This window comes from Aphanothece hegewaldii CCALA 016 (genome assembly GCF_003007785.1).
GTDB lineage: Bacteria > Cyanobacteriota > Cyanobacteriia > Cyanobacteriales > Microcystaceae > Chroococcus > Chroococcus hegewaldii.
This window is the reverse complement of sequence record NZ_PXOH01000004.1, coordinates 148,893-171,830: the sequence shown is the minus strand read 5'-3', so window position 1 is coordinate 171,830 and position 22,938 is coordinate 148,893. Positions and strand designations below refer to the sequence as shown.

Below are 22,938 nucleotides of genomic sequence, written 5' to 3'. Positions count from 1 at the left end.
GTTCAGCTTAAATTATTGCCCAATCTTTCATTATAACACATAACTTTTATTTTAACCATAAACGAATACAGGAACTCGTTTATAAGCTGGTGTACCCGATCGTTTTTCGACTTTGGGGTGGAAAATAGCATTGACTTCAGGATAAAACATCAAGGCGGCTCCTTGTCGGACAGCCCCATAAATTACCTCGACATTTTCCATTTTGCCCGCATTTCCTTGTACAGTAACGTTTTGATGTTCCTTGATGTCCGCACTTTCAGCATCAATACGGTTCATTAAAATACAGTTACGGTGAGGCATTCCCCGATATTGATCGCCAATTTTATAGACGACGGTGTTATGTTGAGAATAACTACGCCCCGTCATTAATGCGAGGACTAAACCTTGTTGGGTTTGGGATACGCCAAATTCTTCTTTTTTGGGTAAAGATAGATTGGGTAAAGGGGTTACAAACATTTTCGCTTTACCAGATGGTGTCGGGAATTTTGGTTCAGTTAAAATGCGACCACCGATAGTAAATTCTTCTTTTGTATCATCGATTACAGCCATTTTTTCAAAACCTGGTATAGTTTCGGCGATTAATTGACGCACATATCGAGTATCTTGTAATTTGCGCCAGTTAACGGGATATTCTCCATGTAGTCGATGGGCGAGTTCTGTTAAAAACACGACTTCTGGAATAAGATCAGAATCTGTGAGATGGGTTTCCCCTTCATCATTGAGGCGAACAAAGTTATTACCAGATTCGACGGTTGTTTTATGAGGATTTTCAAAACGGTTGAGTACAGGAATAATAATCGTATTTTTCTGAGCTAATCCGTGAAAATGCCCTATATTGGGTTTTGTTGCCAGATAAATAATCGTTTCGATATTTCCTAAAGCGCGTTTGGCTCCCTTAGAATCAGGGTTAGCACCGTATAAATTCCCACCCACACAGATTAGAGTATCGACTTTTCCTGCGTCTGCTGCTTCAATTAGAGAACGAGTTTCATAACCTTGTACACGGCTTAAAGAACGTCCTAACAGCTTTTCTAGGGCTTCTTGAATTTCTTTTTTTAGCTTGACGGTGACACCCATCGAACCGAAACCCTGTACGTTAGAATGTCCACGAACGGGCATTACTCCCGCCCCTTCTTTACCAACATTACCGGTTATGAGTGCAGTATTGGCAATACTATAAACATTATCTACACCGTTGTCATGTTGTGTAATTCCCATTGCCCAAGCAAACACAACACATGGAGAAGTACCGATAATAGTTGCAGCAGCTTCTATTTCTGCTTGGGATACACCACAGATACTCGTGATAGTTTCCCAAGAGGTTGATTTTGCTTGTTCTAGGATGGCTTCCCATTCTTCGGTGTATGCTTGTAAATAATCTTGTTTAATTAATCCTTTTTCGCTCAAATATTTTTGGATACCGACAAACAAGGCTGTATCGCTTCCGGGTATCGGTTGTAGGTATAATGAGGCAATATCCGAACCTGGAATCAGTGACTTGACGGGGAATGCTGGAGAACCAAACTTAACTAAGCCAATTTCCATGACTGGATTGATCACAATAATCTTACCACCGCGATCGCGTATTTTGATCAATTCGTTCATGAAGCGCGGATGATTATAAGAAGAATTCGCACCCGCTAAAACCACACAGTCAGCTTTCTTGAGGTTTTCTAGACTCACCACTGAAGTACGAGTACCAAACATTTGATTTAATGCCGTTGTTGATGGCGCATGGCATAAATCCGAACAATCGGCTAAATTATTAGAACCGAGTGTACGCATCATCAGTTGTAATAAAAATGCAGCCTCATTAGAAGAACGTCCCGAACTATAAGAAGCGACTCTCTCCGGTGTTTTGCGGAATGCGTTTTCAGAAATATTATAAATTTCTTCCCAAGAAATACGCTCATAATGTGATTTCCCTTCTCTTAAAATAACTGGATAGCTTAGTCTTCCAAGTCTGTCTGCTTCGAGTGAGGTTAATCTTTGTAGATCGCTTATACTAATTTGCTCAAAAAAATGTTTATTAATAGGGGGTTTTATTTCTGCTGAAATAGCCTCAACACTCTTCATACAGCGTTGTAGTTTTTCCCCTTCTTCGTTGGTAAAACCGCCTTTTTGCCCAGAAGTTCCCCATGAGCAGGAGAGACAAGCACTATGATGTAATAAAGTTTTCCAGAGTTTCGGCCCTTCGGGTGATAGTGTATGTTCAGCCCAATATTCAATTACAGGCAAACCACCCCCGATATCTGGAGTTTCGGCGTTTTTTTCGTTAAATGGTGGGTATTTTTGGACATTTTGCGGTGATTGGGTGTCCATGTAGTTTACCTCTAGTTAATCTTTTGATGATGAAAATTATAAATTGTAGGGGTTTGGTTTCCAAACCCTATTAGTTACAGGATTTGAATTGTAGGATTTTGGTCTTTTTACCCTCTTTTTTACTGGATTTGTCGTGCCATACCCTACATAATTTATGAATTTAAAATTTAGGAAAAATCACCCGCAATACTATTGACAAAAATATCATTATATGCTATGGCGGCACTAGGAGGAAGACTACTAAAAGAACCAACGTAGGTAAATGTACTTGAACTTAAATCAATGCCTGATGTGATGTCGCGGAAAATGGCGATAAGTTCGTCGGGTTCGCTACCCGGTTTGATAAGGTAGAGGTTAGTATCATTACCAGTAATAGCGAGGCTATAAAGGCTACTTGCTCCTCGTAGTTGTATGGTATCTTGTTCTGGGTTAAATCCGAAGATCGTGGCGTAGTCGCTGCTACCGTCGCTGGTAAGATCATCGTCGTCGTAGTAAACATTATACTTATCGGCGAGGATAATTTTATCTTTGCCTAGACCTGAATATAAATAATCTTTTGTGCCTTTGCCAGGGTTTATTGTATTTGAGGAGTTTACACCATCTAAAATGTCGTTTCCTGTACCACCATAAAGAGTATCATTTCCATAACTACCATAAAGACTATCGTTTCCTGCACCACCATTTAAAAGATCGTTACCATCAAACTCATAGTAATAACCACCGGCTAAAATATCGTTTCCTTCACCACCAAAAAGACTATCATTACCAGTTGCACCAAAAAGACTATCATTACCTGATCCTGTAATAATACGATCGTTTCCTTCTCTTCCGTCTATTTGGCTATCACCGATCGTCCCACTTAAATCAATATTATCATTGCCACTACCTGAATACAGTATGACCGATTCGATCTCTTTAAAAGTATCACCAGTGGAGACAGTACCATTATTAATATCGGTGTAGTTTATCGTAATGGGACTGATAATCGAATAGTATTCAATATGAATGGTATCATTACCCAAGCCACCGATCACACTATCAATACCACCACTAGGGTAGAAAATATCATCGCCATCACCACCATCAAGGGTATCATTACCGTCAGGGCTATAGTAGTTATAAAGAGCACTACCATAAAGAGTATCGTTTCCCGATCCTAGAATAATATAATCATTTCCTGCTCTTCCAGAGACTTCACTATCACTGGTTGTTGCACTCAAATTAAGGATATCATTGCCATTACCTGAGTCTAAAACGATCGCTTCGATATTTTTAAAAGTAAGACCTGTGGAGCTAGTCCCATTGCTAGGATTAGTGTATGTTAGGGTAATGGGGTTTGTTATGTAATAAAACTCGTAGTCAATGTATAAAGTATCATCACCAGCGCCACCGTTTACGCTATCATTGCCGATACCTGGACTAAAATTATCATTCCCATCACCGCCATCAAGAGTATCGTTTCCTGAATTATAAACATCACCAATAAGAGTATCGTTTCCTGAACCTGTGATAATGTAATTGTTGCCTCCTCTTCCGTAGACTTGGCTATCACTGGTGGTTGCACTCAAATTGATCGTATCATTTTCATCTCCTAAACCTAAGATAACCGCTTCGATATTTCTAAAAGTAAGACCTGTGGAGCTAGTCCCATTATTAATATTGGTGTATGTTATAGAAATTGGATTGCCTGTATATTCGTAGTCAAGATTTAGAGTATCATTTCCTGCACCACCGTTTACCCGATCAACACCTTTACCTGGATATAAAATATCATTGCCATCACCGCCATCAATGGTATCGTTACCATATGAATAAACATCACCATAAATAGTATCGTTACCTGATCCTGTTATGATGCGATCGTTTCCCAAACCACCATCTATATAACTATCACTGGTGGTTGCACTTAAATTAATCCGATCATTACCTTCGCCTGAATATAATATAACAGCTTCGATATTTTGAAACGTATCGCCTGTGGAGACAGTACCACCATTATTAATATCGGTGTAAGTGATCGTGATGGAACTGGTTAAAATGCTATAGTCAAACTCGATCGTATCATCACCAGCGCCACCGTTGACACTATTAATACCATCACCAGGGTATAAACGATCATTCCCATCACCGCCATCAAGGGTGTCATTTCCATCATTGCTATAGTAATATTCACTACTACCATAAATAGTATCATTACCTGAGCCTGTGGTAATGCGATCGCTTCCTCCACCTCCAGATACTCTACTACCACTACTCGTGATACTCAAATTGATCGTATCATTGCCATTGCCAGATTCTAGGTTAACTGCTTCAATATTTTTAAAAGTATCACCTGTGGAGACGGTGCCATTATTAGTATCAATGTAAGTTATCGTGATAGGTAGGGTTTGGGTGATATAGTCAAGCTCAAGTGTATCATTCCCTGCACCACCGTTTACGCTGTTAATACCTCCACTGGGGTATAAAAGATCATTGCCATCACCACCATCAAGAGTATCATTCCCATAATTGCTATTAAAGTTATAAATATAGTCACCATAAAGGGTATCGTTACCTGATCCTGTGGTGATGTGATCGTTTCCCTCGCCTCCCGATATTGTGCTATTATTGCTTGTCCCACTTAAATTAATCGTATCATCGCCACTGCCTGAGTACAGTGTTACCGCTTCGATTTCTTGAACAGTAATATTGATCGAGTTACTATTATTACTAATAGAATTGATGCTAATGGGTCGGGTATCATAATAATAGCTCAGATACAGATAGTCATTCCCAGAGCCACCGATCACACTGTCATTTCCTTTACCTGAATTAATCGTATCATCGCCATCACCACCAAAAATAGTATCATTGCCATCACTGCTAAATAAAATATCGTTGCCTGAGCCTGATATGATGAGATTATTACCCCCGGCACCCAATATATAGTTACTTCGGCTTGTCGCACTCAAATTAATCGTATCATTGCCACTGCCTGAATACAGTTTAACCGCTTCGATTTCTTTAAAAGTCTCACCATTAGATACAGTACCATTGTTAATATCGGTGTAAGTAATGGCGATAGAATTTGTTTCTGTGCTATAATCGAAGTAGACCCTATCGATCCCTGCACCGCCAATCACGTGATCGATGCCTTCACCAGGATCTAAATAATCATTGCCATCACCGCCATCAAGGGTGTCGTTTCCTGCACCACCATATAAGCCACCTCTTAGACCATAATAACCAATATAATTTCTTCTATCATCTCCTGCGCCGCCCAACAGATAATCGTCACCATCTTCGCCATAAAGTACATCTTGATCTTCACCACCATCAAGGGTATCGTTTCCTGCACCGCCTAAAATAATGTCGTTACCAGCTAATCCATCAATTATATCATCGTTAATTGTTCCAATTAAAGCATCGTTTCCATTAGTCGGACTAGCTAAAATAACAATATCGAAAGCCAATGACTCGGATAAAGTGCGATCGGTTATATTCTGATTAGTATTAGCCATGATGATTTAATTTCCTCAATTTGTTTATGAGTTGGAGTGCTAAGATTAGAAATTTACAAAATTTAATAAAACTTATCTCAACTTAATTTTTACAGAATTTAAAAGTTAGTCAAAAACAATTTAAACCATTAATTTAAAGAAAAATCATCTATTTAACAATTAATCTATTGCTAGATTATCAAAAATATTTAATATCTGTCAAATCAAACATTACAAATTATTAAATAAATTTGTATCGAAATATTAAAATAATAGAAGATTTGTCGTTTTATATCATTTTTCAATCATTCATGCAAGAGATAGAGACGCGCCATGGCGCGTCTCTACTTGCGTTTCCAGTCTTTAATATACCATGTATTGCGTTCCCAGGGAGATAATTCAAACCCTTGTAAACTATTACTAATTGCAGCGACATCCGCACGATGCACCAAAGGAATTACAATAAAGTTATTGACGAGAAGATCATTCATTTTAATAAAAAGTTGTCTTCTTTTTTCTGGATCTAACTCTTGTGTCGATTGTTGCCAAAGTTTGTCGTATTCTGGATTACAATAGCGAGAATAGTTATCACCAGACCAATTATTCGATTTTTGGGGAATGGAAGAACAGGTAAGAGTTTTCATGTAATCTGATGGATCTGGGCTATTATTTCCAGTCGTAAACATTTGTAAATCTGCGTAGAAATGTTCGACTGTATCATTATTAGCAGGATCACTGGAGAAAAAGACACCAGCATCGACACTTTTTAACTCGACTCCAACACCAACTAATTGTAAACCTTGTTTGACAATTTCTTGCGTTTTTTGACGTAATGTGTTAACAGAAGTTTGAAAAACAACTTGCATTTCTACGCCATTTTTATCTCTAATTCCATTTCCATTTGTATCTTTCCATCCAGCATCATCTAAAAGTGTTTTGGCTTTTTCTATATTAAATTCATAACGAGTATTAGGTGAGTAAAATTGTTCTGGTTTGACTAAAAAATTAGCCGTTGCTTTTCCCGTAATACCATACAGTTGTTGAGCAATTGTATCTCGATCTATTGCTAAAGAAAAGGCTTGCCGTACTTTAATATCAGAGAAAAAAGGATGAGGATTTTTTAAGCTAGAACGTTCACCCTCTGTGGTAGTTTTATTGGGATCAGATAAATTAAATAAAACCCGTTCCATCAAAGCACCAAAACTCGAAATTAATTGACCTTTTCCTATTTTTTCTAATTCATTTAAAATAGAAGCTTCTACTTGTAAATTATAAGCGTAATCTGCTTCATTAGTTTGTAAAACAGAGCGTGCGGCTGAAATTGCATCACCACCACCTTTTAATTCAATCCGTTTAAAACCTAATTGATTTATATCTCTAAAATTAGGATTAGCTTCATAAGTAACGGTATCTCCTGGTTTAAACTCAATAACTCGATAGGGGCCAGTTCCAACAGGTAATAAATTAGTTGGTGCTTGTCTAGCTTTTTCGCCATTAAAATCTTGATAAAGATGATTGGGTAAAATTAAACCTTCACTACCAACAAAAATTAATGACCATGCAGGATTAACGGTTTTAAAATTAATTTTTATTGTCTCATTATTAATTGCTTCTACACTTTTAATAATTTCATAGGTTCCCGCATTCGTTGAACCCGTTTTCGGGTTACTAATAAACTGATAAGTAAAAACAACATCTTTTGCTGTAAAAGGCGTTCCATCTGACCATTTAATATTTTTTTTAAGCTGCCAAGTTACTGATTTTCCATCTTTAGCAATTCCACCATTTTCTAAAGTCGGAATTTCTGCGGCTAAAAATGGAATCAATTCTCCTTTTTCATTGTAACTTGCTAAAGGTTCTAGGGTAATTCTACCAGCTTCTGCATCTTTAAAACCTGTCGATAAATGAGGATTTAAAATAGTGGGTGCTTGCCAATATAATAACTTTAAAACTTCCGCGTTATTTGATGAAGTTGTAGAAGTTTGAGTATTATTACACGCACCGACAATAAAAGTTAAACCAATCGATAAAAGAAATAGAAATGACCAAAAATAATATCTAAATGCTTTAATTTTCATTAATCTTTTTTAAAAAATATTGTATTTTTATTAGTATAATCAATGATTCTATAGATTATAGCGTTTTTAAACAAATAATACCAAATCCTTATAAATCATATCGATTTGAGCTTTTGTAATTCGGCTATTTCTTTTTCTAGTGCTTTTTGTTGTAATTTAGACTGTTCTGTAATACTTTTTACTTCTAGCTGTTTTTTGTCTAGTTCAGCTAAATAAACTTTATATTGTTCGTCTACTGTTTCTAAAATTTCTTTGATTTTTCGCTCTTGCTCTTCTAATTTTAGATTAATTTTTTCGATTAAGTTATCAACTAATTTTTTAGAAAATAATTCATAATATTTAATCATTCTCTCTTTTATTTTTTCTGTTTCTTCTTCCAATCTAGTTATTTTATCTTGTTTATAAGCAAAAAAAGTAGCAATAATAATCGGTAAAAGTAAGAGAGGAATTAATTTATTTTTATCAATACTCTTAGGAAGAAAAGCACCCCCAATAATTACAACCATTCCTAATACTGAAATGATTTGACCTCTTAAATTTTTAAACAGATAGCCAATAATATTAGGTTGTTTATATTTCGTTTCTATTTCTTCGATTACTACGGAAGTATGTAAAATAGACTGAAAGTTAATAGATTGGGAAAACTCAAATAAAGATTTATTAAATTTTAGTGATGAAATACCGTTAAGTCTGTCATGAATTGTTTGATGTAAACCTTGTAAACCTCCCTTACCATAATGATAACAAATACCTTCCCATTGAGTAATAGACCATCGCTCTAACTCCTCTCTGCATAAGGAAATCGCAGCCAAAGCAACACTATTTTTTTGGGGATGATTGCTTAATTGTAATTTTAGTTCACAATATCCATCTGCATAAGTTGGTGTCGGTTCCAAGTTAGTCACAAATTGCTTAATTTGAGTAATCAAACTAACTCGATTAAATTCATCTAAAAGAGAAGCTTTTGATTGATTTAGTTCTGTTTTAACCCGTTTAAAAAATTTATCTCTTTCCGTATCTGCGTCTTTACAAGCTTTTTTAAGCCGTTCTTTTAGTTCATCTTTGCTCAATTCTTGAGTGTCGGATTCTGTTGAGCCAATTTCCTTAAAAAATGTCGCTTTTTTCTTTTCTAAAAGTTGTTCGATTTTGGTTAACTGAAACTGAAAACGAGCCGTTAGACGTTGAGTTAGTAGATCTTCGGGTTTACGTTTGACTAAAGTTTCTAAAGATTTAGTCATCTTGTCTAATGACTTTTGGAAATAAGATTCAATTTCCTTAACTTCAGTATTGACTAAAAAAGGTTGTAAGAGCAAAGCTACTATTTCCACAGAAATACCTAAATATTGCTCTTTAAACCATGTTTCTAACTCATTAGCCAAAACTTCTATTTTTTTTGCTACTGCGACATCGGCTGAGGAAATTTCTAAGATAATTATGATGTGAGTAATTTCTGCTTGGGTTGCTGCGGTGAGTAACCATCGCTCATCGTCACTTAAACTCTGTTCTCCTGCGAGTAATAAACAAAAAATATCACAATCACTTAAAGGACTGACTAACTCTTTTTTTAGAGTTACTTGGGAGGAATAATTAAAGGTAAATTGTGCGCTTTTAGGAGTCAGTTTTGCTTCACCGAGAGTAATACGATCGCCATCTTGCAAAATTTGGCATTCATTAAGCCGATTTCCGTTAAGATAAGTCCCATGACGACTCATGTCACAAAGAAGCCATTTAGGGGTATTTTCCTCTTGTATCGGTTCGATTTCAAGATGTCGCCCAGAAACTAAAGTGCGATCGTCTGGAATCAAAATCTTACACTGAGATGGATCTCGCCCGATAATTATTTTTTCATCAACAGAAAGTGTGTAAGAAGTCTGCTGTCTAAGACTATTGCCAAAATCTTCGTTTACAAGAGTAGCTTCTAGTTTAGTTAGATTGCCTATAAGCAGTCTATCAAACCCAGATTATTGGTAGGTGTATCCGCATCGCCACGCGCCAGCACTCCGAATTACGAGCCATAATAAGAGTAAAGCAATTAAACCCCCCTTTTCGGGAGATTTTAGCGATAATATGACTAATATAATGCAGAGAATCTCATTCATAAAAGTAGCCCATATGGGAATCCCGCGTAAACGAAAAAACCAGCCGACTTGGACTAATTGAATCACAAAAGCTAGACTACCGCCGACAATTGCTATAATCCATAGCAGTTGGACAGGAAATTCGATTATATTAGCAATGGTGAGACTCATCAGCGCACCAACCAAAGGACTAAAAATCAATTGAATTAATTGTAAGACTCGTTGTCCTAATAAATTTTTTGAGCCAAAAAGTTCAAATAATGACCAACTAATTAAGATAGCAACTAAAACTTGAGGATCGAAACGAGACAGCAAAGGAACTTTAAACCATAATTCATTCTGACTCATCCCAATCATCAAAAGAGGCAGAGCTATTCTAATTCCAGCAGCCGCAGCAGCCGATAATACTGCTAAAATTCCAGTGACAATGACCATAGAATGTGAAGAGGAAGGGATAAGGTGACAAAATATCGATCGCTATTTTGTTAGTTTACCCAGATTATTCGATTTACACGCCATCTTCTAAAAGAAGTTTTAAGGTTGTTTTAATTTCTGAAACTGAGGTTGTTGCGGTTCCAAATTGACGAATGACGAGACTTGCTGCTAAATTTCCCAGTACGGCGGCTTCCCAAAAAGTCCCCCCACAACACAAGGCGAGGGTTAAAGCGGCAACTACGGTATCACCTGCCCCTGTTACATCATAAACATCAGTCCGATTAAAGGCTGGAATATGCCAAGATTCTACATTATCTCCGACCATTTGAAATAAACTCATTCCTTGTTCGCCACGAGTGATTAACATTTGTTTAGCTTGGGTAAGTTTAAGTAAATCTTTTCCTGCTTGTTGTAGAGTGGTTTCGTCTTTAATGGAATATCCGACAGCTTGTTCAGCTTCTGGTAAATTAGGAGTAAAAAGAGTCGCACCGGCAAAACGGAATAAATCTTTTTGTGTATCGACGATGACTTGTGGGTGTTTTAATGCGGATTGAATCACAGTTTGAGTAAAAACGCCATCCCCATAATCAGAACAAACGACGGCATCTACTGTATTAATTTGCTGTTGGATATAGTCTGCCAATTTTGATTGTAGTTCAGTAGTGGGCAGATCATCGGATTTGCGATCGACTCTTACAATTTGTTGTGTCACCGACTGTCGCGCATGACCTGCAATTCGAGTTTTAGTAACTGTAGGGCGATCGTCGTCTATAATAATCCCATGTGTAATAATTCCCGCATCGGTAAAAATTTGTTTTAATGCGTTTCCTTGAGCATCTGAGCCAATCATCCCCGCAACTTTCACCTTAGCCCCTAATTTTGCCAAATTATAGACCGCATTTGCTCCACCACCCGGAATTTGACGCGTGAATTCATGGCGCAAAATTAATACAGGTGCTTCACGAGAAATGCGTTCGACTTGTCCAGTTAAAAACTCATCTAAGGTTAAGTCACCAATAACTAAAACATTAACGGTTTCAAACTGATTTAATAAATCAAATAGTCGATCCGCATTTGCTAGGAGTTCCAAGAAAAAAGCCGAATGTTTAACCATCATTATTGAATAAGCCCAATACTAGAAAAAGACGTTTTTTTAGGGTCTTTGTTGCCTTAATTATCGGGTTTAAGTGTTTCGGCTAAAGGTGGTTCTGGCTTTTTGCTTGTAGGTGGACTGGGCGGCTCAATATCGGGTTTTTTGCTCGTAGGTGGGCTTGGTGGTTCTACAGATGGTTGAGGTTGCGGAGGGGTTACAGGGAGTTGAATAACGGGTTGTTCTGGTTGATTTTCTGGAGGATTAGCGGGGGCTTGTGGGACGGTATTTTCGGGTTTAGGATTGCCAGAAGGTGTATTAATTAGATTATCTTCTGGGGGTTTAGCGGGAGTTTGTGGAATGATTTCGGGTTTTGGCGGGGCTGGAGGTGCTACACGAACGTTCTCTGGCGTGGGGTTAACAGGCGTTTGAGGAGGTGTTGCAGGGCTTGGGCTTTGATTTTGAGGTTGGGGAGATACTTGCGGTTTAGGAGCTTCTAAAACGGGAGTTTGTGGAGGATTAACACGGGTTTCTACGGGCGGATTTTGCTCGATGGGTTGTCGGTTAGCGGGACAAACGTTAGGGTCATATTTATAGCCGACCGCAACGCGATAAGATTTTATTTGACCGGAGGTATTTTGAAAGCTCATGCCTCTAACGGTTTGAAAGGCTTTTTGATTAAGTAATGGATACCCTGCGCTTTTGAGTAGATAGGGCGTTCCTGTGATGATTCCTTGAGGGTTTACGGATACTCCATAGACACTCGTTCCTTCTATTTTTCTCGAACAAGCTGCCCAAGGATAAGTTCCCGACACATAAAGGGCTTCGGGTTGAGCTTCTTTGACTTTGTTGAGCCAAGTAATATAATTTTTACGGGCTTCTTCATTAGTTGTATTACTTGAATCTGGCTGTACACTCGCTGAACCTTCTAAAACTTCATTGAGTAATCTGCGCCGACGTTCTGCAGCTAGAGCGATTTGATCTGGACTTGTTGCTATAGTAGTATTTTGGGGTAAGGTGGCTGTTTCCCTTTGAGACGATAATCCTTGTTCTTCTTGATTGCGTTCTTGTTGATTGCGAAGTTGTTCTTCAGTTGAAGCGTTAATCGGCGCTCGTCTTATGTTTTCGAGATCTAGTGTATCTCTAAAAGGATCAAATTGAGGTTTTGTAATTGTTCTAGGTTTGGCTACTTCTAAATTAGAATTATCTGGTGGTGGTGGTAAATAAGGGGGAGCAGGTGGAAAATTCGACTGATTTCGGGGTATTCTAATCGAAGGGACTGGCGGCGCATAGACCCCAATAGAAGGCGAAGCAAAAGAAGGAGAATAAGAACCTGAAGAAATGGGCGGTAGTGGGGGTAAGGATGGTAATGAAGGTAAGGAAGGTAATGAAGGGACGGAAGATAAAGGCGGATTGGCTGGATTAAGGGAAGATAAATCAGGAATAGCAGAACTATCAAAAGATTGATTATTCGGATTATTTGGAACGGCGGGCAGTTCTGGTGTAGGGGTAAGATTTGGTAAACGAGATTGTTCGATGGGATTCAAGTCAATTACGCCGACGGTACGCTGCTCGTCAGTAGGCTTTGTATTTGAGGAAATTTGCCATAAACTGGGTAAGATTCCGCCCAAAATCAATAGATGCAGTCCAATAGAGGTCAATATCGAAAAACTATCAGGATTTAAGATTTTTTTTGATATATTCTGTGGCTTAGACTCTAGAGAGAAGGAAGACATAGGCTTTAACGTAATCTGAACATTTACGGCGATAGAAATTGAGCAGGGTTTTAAGTTACTTCCTAATTGTAGAAGTTTAGTTGTTAAAAGTACGATGTTTCGTGACCTTTTCCTTTAAGTCTGTCTTGAAAAATTATTTTTATTTGGTAATATTTTTGTACTATAAAGGATAAAATTAAATGCCATAACTCATTACAATAATAAGGGATTTTTTTAAATTGCCCTAGACGTTTATCATAAAAAATATCCACCACACAGCAAACCCATGACAGCCACACGAATTATCGAAATCTTACGCAACAGTCAACCCGATGAAACCGTGACGATACAAGGTTGGGTGAGAACGACACGGGAACTTAAAGAATTTACTTTTATGGAAGTGAATGACGGGTCTTCTTTGGCTAGTCTACAAGTGATCCTAGAACCCAGTATCCCCAATTATGGCACTCTTGTTAAACAACTGGGTACAGGTGCATCGGTTCAAGTTTCTGGGGTTTTGGTTTCTTCTGTTGGAAAAGGGCAACGCATCGAATTAAAAGCATCAAATGTTACTCTATACGGAGAAGCAGACGCGCAAACTTATCCTTTACAAAAAAAACGTCATTCTTTTGAATTTTTGCGTAATATCGGTCATTTACGCTGTCGAACGAATACACTCGGCGCGGTGATGCGGGTTCGGAATGCTTGCGCTGCGGCAATTCACCAATTTTATCAAGAACGCGGTTTTATCTGGGTTCATACTCCGATTATTACCGCCAATGACTGTGAGGGAGCAGGCGAGTTATTTACGGTCACTAACTTTAATTTAAACAATATTCCCCGCAAAAAAGAAGATCAAACGATCGATTATTCTCAAGATTTTTTTGCCAAACACGCTTATTTAACCGTCAGTGGGCAACTAGAAGCGGAAGTAATGGCGATGGCTTTTCAAAATGTTTATACGTTTGGCCCAACTTTTCGCGCCGAAAACTCGAATACTTCTCGCCATTTGGCAGAGTTTTGGATGGTTGAACCTGAAATGGCATTTTGTGACTTAGAAGGGGATCAGAACCTCGCAGAAGCGTTCCTCAAGCACATTTTTAAGACGGTTCTGGAAAAGTGTCCCGAAGATATGGAATTTTTTAACGATCGCATCGATAATACAGTTTTAGCGACAGCCGAAAATATCATTAATAATGAGTTTGGACGCATTACTTATACAGAAGCGATCGCACTTCTGGAAAAATGCGGCAAGACTTTCGAGTATCCTGTAGAATGGGGCGTTGATCTACAATCGGAACACGAACGCTATTTAGCCGAAGAACATTTTAAAAAACCCCTCATTGTGACTAACTATCCAAAAACCATCAAAGCGTTTTATATGCGTCTCAATGATGATGATAAAACAGTCGCTGCAATGGACGTTTTAGCCCCGAAAATTGGCGAAATTATCGGCGGTTCACAACGGGAAGAACGCTTAGAAGTTTTAGAACGTCGTATCATCGAACAGGGAATGATACCCGATGATTTATGGTGGTATTTAGACTTACGGCGTTTTGGTACGGTTCCTCATGCGGGTTTCGGTTTAGGGTTTGAAAGAGTCGTACAGTTTATGACGGGAATGGGTAATATTCGAGATGTTATTCCTTTTCCTCGTACTCCCCAAAGTGCCGAATTTTAATGGTTTTAATTTCGATCTAATTCAATTTAATAAGAGTACGCTAGTATTAATTTAAACTCTTTTTTCTGTGATGCCATGTCTTTAACTCAAGATTTAGAAATCTCCGAAAGCATCTTAGATGAAGATGTAATTTTTCCACCTAGTGACTTATATAGTGATGAACCACCCTTGGAAACTAAACTACATCTACGGCAAATTATGCTACTGTTGCAATGCTTAGAATGGGTATGGCACGATCGCCAAGACTTCTATGCTTGTGGTAATCTTACTGTTTACTATAGTCCTCGTCAGCGCAAATCCGAGCAATTTCGCGGGCCAGATTTTTTCGTTGTTTTAGGAACCGAACGCAAACCCCGTAAAAGTTGGGTTGTTTGGGAAGAAGAGGGGAAATATCCTAATGTTATTGTTGAAATTCTCTCAGACAAAACAGCTAAAACAGATAGAGGATTAAAAAAAGAAATCTATCAAAATATCTTTCGTACACCCGACTATTTTTGGTTCGATCCCGAAAGTCTCGAATTTCAAGGGTTTCATCTATTAGATGGTCAATATCAGCCCTTACAACCCAATTCTTCTGGCTGGTTATGGAGTCAGCAACTAGAATTATATTTAGGAATTCAAGACGCAAAACTACGCCTATTTACAGCCCAAGGACAGTTAATTCCTACTCCAACTGAAGCCGCCTTACAAGCCCAATCTGAGTTAGAATCCCAAAGAGAGCGATCGCTTCGACTCGCTCAGAAACTACAAGAAATGGGAATTGATTTATCAGATTTTTAAATTCTTGCTTAAATAATCTATGTGGGAACATTAGCGACTAATTTCCATTGATGATCTTGCGCTAAAGTCTGTTGTAATCGCTCAAAAAGTTGACGACAATGATTATTATTTTGTAAAGGAAGTTCATCATTTTTGACGACTAAATTAACTTGAATTCCTTGATTTGTTGCGGTTGTGCTATCAATGAGAACTTCTACAGTGACTAATTTAGAAAATAAAACTTTACCCGGTGTTTCCCTCGCCATTATATAATCAATTGTGTGATAAATAATATCAAAGTTACAAAATTTTAAGACTTCACCCAAGGCGGGTTTTAATTCTTCAAGAGGAGCTTTAGCTAAGTAAGAGCAGATATATCGAGCCATAATTAAAAAGTTTGCTAATAATTCCAAACTATAATTTTATGATAACTAATGTTCCGATCAATTGGTCAGAATTAATTGGACAACCACAAGCAATCGAACTTTTACAACAAGCTATTCAACACGATCGCATTGCTCCAGCTTATTTATTTGTGGGTGCTAGTGGGATAGGACGTTCCATCGCTGCCTTATGTTTCTGTAACGCTTTATTAAGTTTCGGTTTATCAAAAGAAAAATCATCCTTAACTCAACAACGAAAAGCCGCTAGTAACCATCCTGACTTACTTTGGGTGCAACCAACTTATCAACATCAAGGACAACTTTTAACCGCAAAAGAAGCGGAAACCGCCGGTTTAAAACGCAAAGCCCCCCCGCAAATACGGATCGAACAAGTCAGAGAAATTACTTATTTCTTAAGTCGTCCTCCTTTAGAGTCATCGCGTTTAGTAATCATTATTGAAGATGCTCAAACGATGACAGAAGCAGCAGCCAACGCTTTACTAAAAACCCTAGAAGAACCGGGAAAAGCAACACTAATTTTGCTCACTCCAAGTACAGACGCAGTTTTACAGACTTTAGTTTCTCGTTGTCAGAGAATTCCTTTTTATCGGCTTTCATCAGACAATATGAAACAAATTTTAACAAGCAAAAAATATGAAGAAATATTAAATTATCCCGAATTATTAGCACTTGCAGCCGGTAGCCCAGGAGAAGCGATCGCATCTTATCATTATTTACAGTCTATTCCTATTGAGTTACGAGAACAATTAACCCATTTACCAACCTCACCCATTAAAGTTTTAGAACTCGCAAAAAAACTATCTCAAGAATTAGAAAATGAAACCCAATTATGGTTAGTAGACTATTTACAACAATGCTACTGGAACCAATCTCAAAATCAAACTATCCTAGAAACTTTAGAAAAAGCCCGTCAATGTTTATTAAGTTATGTGCAACCGCGCTTAGTTTGGGAATGCACATTATTGAATTTATGTCAAGGTTTTTGAATCGAAAATGGACGGTGATTCTGATCGATTTCGATAACTAAATCAACAAATTTAGGATCTCGAATGAGAGGTTTAATATAAAGTTCAGGGTGTAGCGATCTCCAAAAATAGTAAACAAATTCTTTAAGATCATGATCACTCATTCCCGTTTTTCCCGATGCGATCATTTTATGTTCTGCTTCAGTACGCCAAGTAATACTCCATCGATAATCTTGAGGAGATAATACAATCAAACTATCTAAATTTTTCCAAAGAGGTAAATAGTCCTTTAAACGACGGCGACTATCTCTTGCAAACTGGATATGTTTTAGAGTAATAACCTCGGCAATTTCAGGAGAAAGTGACTGATTAAAAATCTCTTTTTCAACGGGAGTAACTCCAACAAACCAACCTTCAAATAAAACAATATCCACATTATAAACAAATTCTGGAGAGGCGATTCTATCTCCTTCACCATGATGATAAGACTTATTAAAACGTGGAATAGGAATCAGTTCTTTAGGTGATGCTTCTTTTATGTGATTAAATGTTTTAAGAGCTAAATTAATATCATGTGTTCCGGGTGGCCCACGTCGAACCAAACGCGGATCTTTTGCTTTTAATTTTTGGCGTTCTGCATAAGTTTTATAAAAATCATCAATTGAAATACCAATAGCTTGGTAGCCCAAATAACTTAATAAAAGACAAACAATTTGACTTAGTGTTGTTTTTCCTGTGCCTTGTCCTCCCAAAATACCTTGTATAAAAGGTCTTTGTAAATTATTTTTATTTTGAGCTAATTGACAAGCTAAAGGTATCCACAAAATCCATAATGTTTCTAAAATTTCGTCTTCTGATTGAAAACCCAATTCTTGACAAATTGAAATAACTTGCTCACAAGAATAACTAAAAAGCTTGGCTCGTTGCCGTATTTCTCGTTCTCCATTAAATATAGTAATATTAAAAGCTTCGGCTCGTTTTGAAGTGAATTCTAGCCGCAGAAGTTGACGAATGTCTTCTGAAGTAAAACGCTGTTCATTACGCCAACGTTGTAAAATAATCAGAGATTGTTGCTCTAACATTTTTTCTTATGAACCCAGTTTAAAGGCTTCGAGAAATAGACTGTACACCACTCCAATTTTAAAGAACTGCAATAAATCGACCCATATAGTGCGTTGAATTCTACTAAAGAATCTACGAGTATAAAATAAACTGCTAATTATTTCAGAAAATAACACCAGTAAAGCCGCCCCCATCACATCTAAAATTGACCTTTGTCCAGCGATGGTCGAAACAGCAGCCCCAATAAAAAAGCCAAAAAACAAACTAATAATACTTAAAGAAATTCTTCTCCAAGGATTATTTGTAAATTCAGTGATCCTATTTCCAGCCGTATCAACAAGAGTACTAAGGCGTGTGCGCTGCATATATTAAACTGCCCATAAAAGCTAATAATATTTTATTTGGTCAGACGATTAAGAAGCCATAAAGAAATCGCAATCCCAATAAAATGTACGGTAAAAATTGCTGTATTAGCTTGAATATCAAAAATATTAGCAGAATTTAGAATACAACCACCTTGAACTACATTTGAGCCAGTTTGGGAAAATGATTTAATTAAAGCATCACCGACCGAAGATTGAGTACCAATAAGAGATAAAAACATTCCAACAAGGTTAATAATTAAACCTTGTTTAATTAATTGCTGTATTTCTACTCGTTTAGGACGTTCACTAGAATCTTTAATTTTTAATGATTTTCCCAGACTAAAATAACGCCACGCGAAATAAATACTCAGTAGTAAAACGAATAACCCACCGACAGCCCAAAAACTACCTACCCCACCTGTTCTGTTGCGGCTCGTCAGTACACTTGCACCAACGGGAACACAAGAAATAATCCCAAGGACAAATTCTGTCCAAAATTTACCAAGTCCCCAACGTCTTAGCGTGATCGATGCAGCTTGAACCGATGGAGGAATAGAAGGGGAAAGATCAGAATCTCTAGTCATAATAAATTACGGGATACAGTTAAAAAGCAGGTTCTCAATTAAATGACTCTAATGAACTTAGACATCAGCACACTCGACTACTAAAATTATTATGGCAAAACGACGGACTTTCTAGCGCAAAAACTAAACCTGTTCTAGTTGCCAAATCACCCACAAAATGATTATGATAAATTTATCAAAGTATTTTCAATGAACTGGATAGCAGTAGTCTAATTTACCTATTGACATTTCATAATTTTTATGCTTAGTTGTGTTAGGGATAAAAATATATGTAGTCATCAGGAAATTTTTAACTAAAAGCTCACAAAGTCATCGCTTTTCATAATTGTATGTTATCGAGGCAATCCATCGGAGTCGCCATAGATTCGGTCAGAAAAACCGACGCTCAAGATTTTGCAAACTTAATGCCTAGACCTGGTTGGCAAAGTGGTCGAGGTTTATTAAAAGGTGGCCATTTGTAGCGAGCGCCTTCTTAGAGATTCAGGGATAGTAAAAAAGAAAATAGATAAACTGTCACCTAAAGACGGTGAAGCGAGATTTTAGAATCTGGGCTTGTTAATTAAAGTTAGTCAGCGCGGGTTTAATCTCCTAATTTTCTAACTCAAGTCAATTTCACCCAAATAAACACACAATATCTTGAGTCAGTCTAAGCGAGAGCTTAACTGGTTTACCATCCCATCAAGTTTATTGCCAAAAAAGCCAATTATAAACCCTGGAAAAACTTTCCAGAATTATTACCATTTTTATGAGTACCAATGCTCTTTTAAGCCCGAATTATCTTTTACAGTTATACCAACAAGGACAAAGAAGCTTTCAAGAAGCCCAACTCTATCGAGCCAACTTTAAGAAAGTCACTCTAAACCGAATTAATTTTAGTCGTGCCGAGTTACAACAGAGTAACCTGAGTCAAGGAACTTTCATCAGTGCTAATTTTAGTAATGCTAATTTAAAACAAGCTAACTTAAGTAAAGCGATCTTGATTGAAGCAACCTTAACTCATACCAACTTAAATGAAGCAATCTTAGTCAAAGCGAATTTAAGCGGTGCAATTTTAAGTAACACCAATCTAAAAAAAGCTGATCTTAGCCATGCTTGTTTAGTCGGTGCAAGCTTAGTTTTTGCCCAATTATCCAAAGCTATCCTCGAAAAAGCCGATTTAACAGGAGTTAGTTTAACCCATGCGGTACTAACTCAAGCTAACTTACAACAAGGGATTTTAAATCGTGCCATTCTTTCGAGCGCTAATCTTACAGGAGCAAATCTCAAAAAAGCAAGTCTGATCAAAGCTTATCTTTATCGAGCAAATTTACAAGAAACAAATCTTCAAGGGGCTGATCTTAGATATGCAGATTTACGTCAGGTGAATCTTAGAGGAGCTAATCTAAAAGGCGCGAACTTAGAGGGAGCAAACTTGGGGAATGCAGATTTAACCGCCGCCAATCTCAGTGAAACCAACTTAGAAGGCGCGGAATTGAGTAAAGCCAATCTGCAACGCGCTAATTTAACCTTAGCCAATTTGACTGGGTGTAACTTAGTTAATGCTAACTTATCTGAAGCGGACTTATCTGAAGCTAATTTGAGCCAAGCGGGATTATTACTGACTCATTTAACGGGAGCTAATTTAAAAAAGGCAAATCTCAATCAAGCTAACCTAATTGGTGCCATTTTAGCCGAAACTAATCTATTAACTGCTTCTCTAGAAGAAACCATTATGCCCAATGGTAGTCGGGGCTAAATTAATTGCCATTTGTCACAGAAAGTGCGATCAACAGATGACGACTTAAACACAGCTTAATAAATTCTTTACCTTAGCTATTGAGTTGCTAGGTAAATTATGCTATGATTAGAAGTCTTGTGAATAAAATAGCTGTGGAGTAAAAGAGAAAAAATGACCAAACTGGGAACCCATTTGATTGTCGATGCTTGGAACGCCCCTGCTGATCTTTTAAACGATGCAGACCGAATTCGTCAAGCGCTTTTGGAAGGGATTACCGCAGGTGAAGCAACGTTAATCGATTTGTGCGTCCACCAGTTCAGTCCTCACGGAGTGACCGCGACAGCAACATTATCGGAATCTCATATTGCAATTCATACTTGGCCAGAACTGGGCTACTTTGCTGCGGATATCTTTTTCTGTGGTCGTGGAAAACCCGAAGAAGCCATGAAAATTGTCGTTAAAGCGCTTAAAGCTGGAAATCACAGCATGACCGAATTAACAAGAGGATATCCCTCTAGTGTTGATGCTAACGGACATTTAGAGACTTTTTCCGCTAAAGCATTAAAAGAAGTCGCAGGAGTAGCATAAGTATTCTTGATCTTAGCGACAGAAATCGAAGAAAAATCGCTTATTATTGCCCCCAAACAGTGTGATTAGGATAATTATCATCTTTGTCCTAGCTTTAATTCCTTCTCTATTGGGTCTTGAAATAATTCGACAATATAAACGAAGATTTCAAGCGAGAATGAGACGAATTCGGACTGAACCTGTTTACCAAATAGCAATAGTAAGCGATTTTTTAGAAATTCCCCAAGAAAGTAGGTTTTTTATTGGTGAGATAAATTGTCGCTATAATGCGCGATCGCCTCATTTGCGCTGTGCAATTAATCCGAGTGGTCCTTGTGAAGGCTGTTTACATTACGAAGCGAGATAAAAATCCTGATTATCCAAAAGCAAAATCAGTAAATTTGCGCTTATAAGGTGCTTGAAAACCTAAAACAATGTCATGTTTAGGAACACCAGCAGCAACTAATTCATTAGCAATACCTATTTCAGTACCATCTCTTTGAATCCAAATTTTTTCATTTTTAAGATCAACATGAACTATACATCCGTAAACTCTTCGTTGTTCTTGCCATCCTAAATGAATAACTTGATAATGATGATTTTCTTTATCAAAAATTAATTGAACTTCTGTTCCATTATCTAAATCATTATAAGAATGCCGTTTGAGAATTTCTTGTATAATTTCCGAATAATTTACTCTTTCCATAAGACTATCTCTTCTTTCAAAGAATCAAAAATTAAAAGATTAATTTGATATTCTTGTATAGAATTTTGAATAAACTGACGAGAGAAAAAATCTTCATAAGTATCTTTAGTAATAGCTAAATAGAGAATTCGCTCAGGTGCAACTTTTTTTAAAGCTAACCGATAATTTAAAGTTTGGCCAAGTGCTAAATGAAAATCAGTCACTTCAGACGAACCGAGAAAAGACTTAATCTCTATAGCTATTTTTTGCCCGGCTTTTTGAGCAGCTAAAATTCTTTCGGCACCTATATCTATAAAAAACTCTATATCATCAACCTTAATATGAAATGGATCGTGAGTAATACTCCAACCATCTTTTTCTAATGCTAGACGTACAGCTTGATGAAAAATATCTTAGAGAGACACAGTAAAACAGAATTAAAAGGCTGATTTATAGACTAACCCGATATATGACATTATAATTTAAGTTAAGTGAACAGTAAAAATAATTACTGTCCACTACCCAAAAGTATTTAAAGCATATATTTACCTTGACTATCGGGACTATCAATTCGAGGAAGTCCCATACTATAGTTAGTGACTCGACTATCAAGGTTATAACTAATTTCGCCTTTTTGGAGCAAAGACCGGATAAAATGTTCTAAATCAGAACCAATCCGACGTAGATTATATTCGGTTAATTCTTCTCCGCTATAAGATTCGACTAATTCATCGAACTTACGATAAACTTTTTGTAAATCGACTTCATCCCAAATAAATTCGTTATCAGGATCAACATCAAGAGTAAGAACCTTATCACTCTCGACTAATTGATTGCCTTCAACTTCGGCAGTATAAATACGAATATGACGGGTAGTAGACTTTAACAGCATGGATAATTCTTGTTTTGGTCTAAGTTACTCTTCTAGATTTTGACACGCTTTGGTCAGAAA

20 protein-coding genes are annotated in these 22,938 nt (G+C 37.3%); 6 read left to right on the top strand and 14 right to left on the bottom strand.

The window, feature by feature from the left end:
- Positions 1-51: 51 nt before the first annotated feature.
- From C7H19_RS05450 to C7H19_RS05420, 7 genes are all read right to left on the bottom strand, one after another.
- Positions 52-2,322, bottom strand: coding sequence for an FdhF/YdeP family oxidoreductase (locus C7H19_RS05450; protein ID WP_106455874.1), 2,271 nt, complete (start codon positions 2,320-2,322; stop codon positions 52-54).
- 167 nt (positions 2,323-2,489) lie between these two features.
- Entirely contained in the window at positions 2,490-5,822 is a 3,333-nt protein-coding gene (locus C7H19_RS05445) for a beta strand repeat-containing protein (protein WP_106455873.1), read from the bottom strand.
- A 323-nt stretch (positions 5,823-6,145) separates the two neighbouring features.
- Positions 6,146-7,879 (bottom strand): peptide ABC transporter substrate-binding protein, encoded by a 1,734-nt coding sequence (locus C7H19_RS05440; RefSeq protein WP_106455872.1) that lies wholly within the window; start codon positions 7,877-7,879, stop codon positions 6,146-6,148.
- Positions 7,880-7,974: 95 nt separating this feature from the next.
- Positions 7,975-9,714, bottom strand: a complete 1,740-nt coding sequence (locus tag C7H19_RS05435) for an FHA domain-containing protein (protein ID WP_281261715.1) — start codon at positions 9,712-9,714, stop codon at positions 7,975-7,977.
- Positions 9,715-9,840: 126 nt separating this feature from the next.
- Entirely contained in the window at positions 9,841-10,386 is a 546-nt protein-coding gene (locus C7H19_RS05430) for a DUF4126 domain-containing protein (protein WP_219907595.1), read from the bottom strand.
- 79 nt (positions 10,387-10,465) lie between these two features.
- A complete protein-coding gene (locus C7H19_RS05425) occupies positions 10,466-11,509 on the bottom strand; it encodes a bifunctional heptose 7-phosphate kinase/heptose 1-phosphate adenyltransferase (RefSeq protein ID WP_245927323.1) in 1,044 nt (347 codons plus the stop codon).
- Between the two features lie 53 nt (positions 11,510-11,562).
- Positions 11,563-13,143: a TonB family protein gene (locus C7H19_RS05420; protein ID WP_181280537.1), complete on the bottom strand. Its 1,581-nt coding sequence runs from the start codon at positions 13,141-13,143 to the stop codon at positions 11,563-11,565.
- 340 nt (positions 13,144-13,483) lie between these two features.
- Between C7H19_RS05420 and asnS the strand changes: the two genes are divergently transcribed.
- Both asnS and C7H19_RS05410 read left to right on the top strand, forming a co-directional pair.
- Entirely contained in the window at positions 13,484-14,878 is a 1,395-nt protein-coding gene (asnS, locus tag C7H19_RS05415) for an asparagine--tRNA ligase (protein ID WP_106455867.1), read from the top strand.
- Positions 14,879-14,953: 75 nt separating this feature from the next.
- Positions 14,954-15,658, top strand: a complete 705-nt coding sequence (locus C7H19_RS05410) for a Uma2 family endonuclease (RefSeq protein ID WP_106455866.1) — start codon at positions 14,954-14,956, stop codon at positions 15,656-15,658.
- A gap of 17 nt (positions 15,659-15,675) precedes the next feature.
- Here the strand turns inward: C7H19_RS05410 and C7H19_RS05405 are convergent, their stop codons facing one another.
- Positions 15,676-16,023 carry a hypothetical protein gene (locus tag C7H19_RS05405; protein ID WP_106455865.1) on the bottom strand — a complete coding sequence of 116 codons (348 nt, stop codon included), beginning with the start codon at positions 16,021-16,023 and terminating at the stop codon, positions 15,676-15,678.
- A 38-nt stretch (positions 16,024-16,061) separates the two neighbouring features.
- Between C7H19_RS05405 and C7H19_RS05400 the strand changes: the two genes are divergently transcribed.
- On the top strand, positions 16,062-17,027 hold the full coding sequence (locus C7H19_RS05400) for a DNA polymerase III subunit delta' (RefSeq protein ID WP_106455864.1): 966 nt from the start codon (positions 16,062-16,064) through the stop codon (positions 17,025-17,027).
- Here the strand turns inward: C7H19_RS05400 and C7H19_RS05395 are convergent.
- Genes C7H19_RS05395 through C7H19_RS05385 form a run of 3 tightly spaced genes read right to left on the bottom strand, consistent with a single transcriptional unit; the run spans position 17,015 to position 19,017 of the window.
- Positions 17,015-18,088, bottom strand: a complete 1,074-nt coding sequence (locus C7H19_RS05395) for a glycerate kinase (RefSeq protein ID WP_219907588.1) — start codon at positions 18,086-18,088, stop codon at positions 17,015-17,017. The genes C7H19_RS05400 and C7H19_RS05395 overlap by 13 nt on opposite strands.
- Positions 18,089-18,094: 6 nt before the next feature.
- Positions 18,095-18,433, bottom strand: coding sequence for a DUF565 domain-containing protein (locus C7H19_RS05390; protein ID WP_106455863.1), 339 nt, complete (start codon positions 18,431-18,433; stop codon positions 18,095-18,097).
- A 32-nt stretch (positions 18,434-18,465) separates the two neighbouring features.
- Complete coding sequence (locus C7H19_RS05385) at positions 18,466-19,017, bottom strand: DUF3611 family protein (protein ID WP_106455862.1); 552 nt, start codon at positions 19,015-19,017, stop codon at positions 18,466-18,468.
- A 745-nt stretch (positions 19,018-19,762) separates the two neighbouring features.
- Between C7H19_RS05385 and C7H19_RS05380 the strand changes: the two genes are divergently transcribed.
- The 3 genes from C7H19_RS05380 (at position 19,763) to C7H19_RS05370 (ending at position 21,668) form a co-directional block, all read left to right on the top strand.
- On the top strand, positions 19,763-20,752 hold the full coding sequence (locus C7H19_RS05380; RefSeq protein ID WP_106455861.1) for a pentapeptide repeat-containing protein: 990 nt from the start codon (positions 19,763-19,765) through the stop codon (positions 20,750-20,752).
- Between the two features lie 153 nt (positions 20,753-20,905).
- A complete protein-coding gene (speD, locus tag C7H19_RS05375; protein ID WP_106455860.1) occupies positions 20,906-21,322 on the top strand; it encodes an adenosylmethionine decarboxylase in 417 nt (138 codons plus the stop codon).
- Between the two features lie 61 nt (positions 21,323-21,383).
- The gene (locus C7H19_RS05370; protein WP_106455859.1) at positions 21,384-21,668 is read left to right on the top strand and encodes a DUF6464 family protein; all 285 of its coding nucleotides are present in this window, start codon (positions 21,384-21,386) and stop codon (positions 21,666-21,668) included.
- Positions 21,669-21,677: 9 nt separating this feature from the next.
- On the opposite strand, the gene C7H19_RS05365 is transcribed toward C7H19_RS05370, so the two are convergent.
- The 3 genes from C7H19_RS05365 to ndhM all read right to left on the bottom strand — a co-directional run bounded on the left by C7H19_RS05365 (position 21,678) and on the right by ndhM (position 22,878).
- Positions 21,678-22,007: a XisI protein gene (locus C7H19_RS05365; RefSeq protein ID WP_106455858.1), complete on the bottom strand. Its 330-nt coding sequence runs from the start codon at positions 22,005-22,007 to the stop codon at positions 21,678-21,680.
- Positions 21,995-22,396, bottom strand: a complete 402-nt coding sequence (locus tag C7H19_RS05360; protein WP_245927333.1) for an element excision factor XisH family protein — start codon at positions 22,394-22,396, stop codon at positions 21,995-21,997. Before C7H19_RS05360 ends, C7H19_RS05365 begins: the two co-directional genes overlap by 13 nt.
- A 122-nt stretch (positions 22,397-22,518) precedes the next feature.
- Positions 22,519-22,878 carry an NAD(P)H-quinone oxidoreductase subunit M gene (gene ndhM, locus C7H19_RS05355; protein ID WP_106455857.1) on the bottom strand — a complete coding sequence of 120 codons (360 nt, stop codon included), beginning with the start codon at positions 22,876-22,878 and terminating at the stop codon, positions 22,519-22,521.
- Positions 22,879-22,938: the final 60 nt, after the last annotated feature.